1 protein-coding gene is annotated in these 1,018 nt (G+C 67.5%); it reads left to right on the plus strand.

What is annotated here, in order from left to right; all coding sequences use genetic code 11:
- The first annotated feature begins 48 nt into the window (after positions 1 to 48).
- The gene (locus ACTWQJ_RS51765) at positions 49 to 963 is read left to right on the plus strand and encodes a transposase family protein (RefSeq protein ID WP_443313263.1); all 915 of its coding nucleotides are present in this window, start codon (positions 49 to 51) and stop codon (positions 961 to 963) included.
- The last annotated feature ends 55 nt before the right edge of the window (positions 964 to 1,018 follow it).

The following is a 1,018-nucleotide window of genomic DNA, read 5'->3' on the forward strand; positions in this document are numbered from 1 at the left end:
ACGAGTTGGTGCGTGATAGCGGGTGGGCATGCTCTCGTGGTGAGGGGCATGGTCGATCGGGCGGTGTTGGCGCATCCGTTGTTCACGGGCATCTCGACGGCGCGTCTGGTGTCTTTGGTTGAGGAGTTGGCCTGTCCGTGGGCGGCTGCGGCGGAGGGGCAGCGGGAGCGGGTGCGGGGCGGAGTGAGGAAACGTGCGCCGGGGGCGGGTGCTCAGTACCGGCTGGTGTTCGTGGACCGGCTGGTGGTCACGCTGATTCATCTGCGCCATGACCTGCCCCACGCGGTCCTGGGCGTCCTCTTCGGCGTCGATCGCTCGACGGTCACTCGGGCCGTGGGTGAGGTCCGCGTGTTGCTGGCCGAACGGGGCTTTGCTGTTCCTGACCGTCCTGGCCTGCGACTTCGAACGCTGGAGGACGTCTTCGCCTATGCCCAGGCCGAGGGTGTCGAGCTGAGGCTGGACGCCACCGAGATCCAGGTCCGCCGCCCGGCCGCCGGCCGGGGAGGCCGGCGGGCGTTCGTCTCGGGCAAGAAGAAGCAGAACACGATGAAGGCCACTGTCATCGCCGACTGGCGTGGCCGCACGTTATGGACTGATGCCCTGCGGCCGGGGCGGATGCACGATGCGACCGCGGCTCGCACTGCGGGTATCACCGGTTGCTTCAACTACTTCGATCAGGTCGAGATTCTCCTCGACGACGGCTACCTGGGACTGAGCCGTGACCATCCCGGTCAGGCCCTTACCCCGCCCAGGAAGCCCCGGCCCGGAGCGCTGCCCGGCAGGCTCGAACAGTGGGAACAAGATCGGCACAGGCACTCGTCCGACCGGATCACGGTCGAGCACGCCCTGGCAGATCACAAACGCTGGAAGCAACTGCAGCGCTGGACCCACCGCCGCGATCGCCTGCCCGACACCTACCGAGCCATCGCCAGCCTTGTCTCCGACCGTACTGTCACCACCTGAAAGCAGGCCACCCCCAGGCCAGACACGGCCCACCCGCTATCACGCACCAACTCGT

Source organism: Streptomyces sp. KR55, from assembly GCF_052245645.1.
Taxonomy (GTDB): Bacteria; Actinomycetota; Actinomycetes; order Streptomycetales; family Streptomycetaceae; genus Streptomyces; species Streptomyces flavusporus.

What these genes read in the sequence shown, in the direction of transcription:
- ACTWQJ_RS51765 (WP_443313263.1), top strand. Translation starts at nt 49, where the DNA reads ATGGTCGATCGGGCGGTGTTGGCGCATCCGTTGTTCACGGGCATCTCG.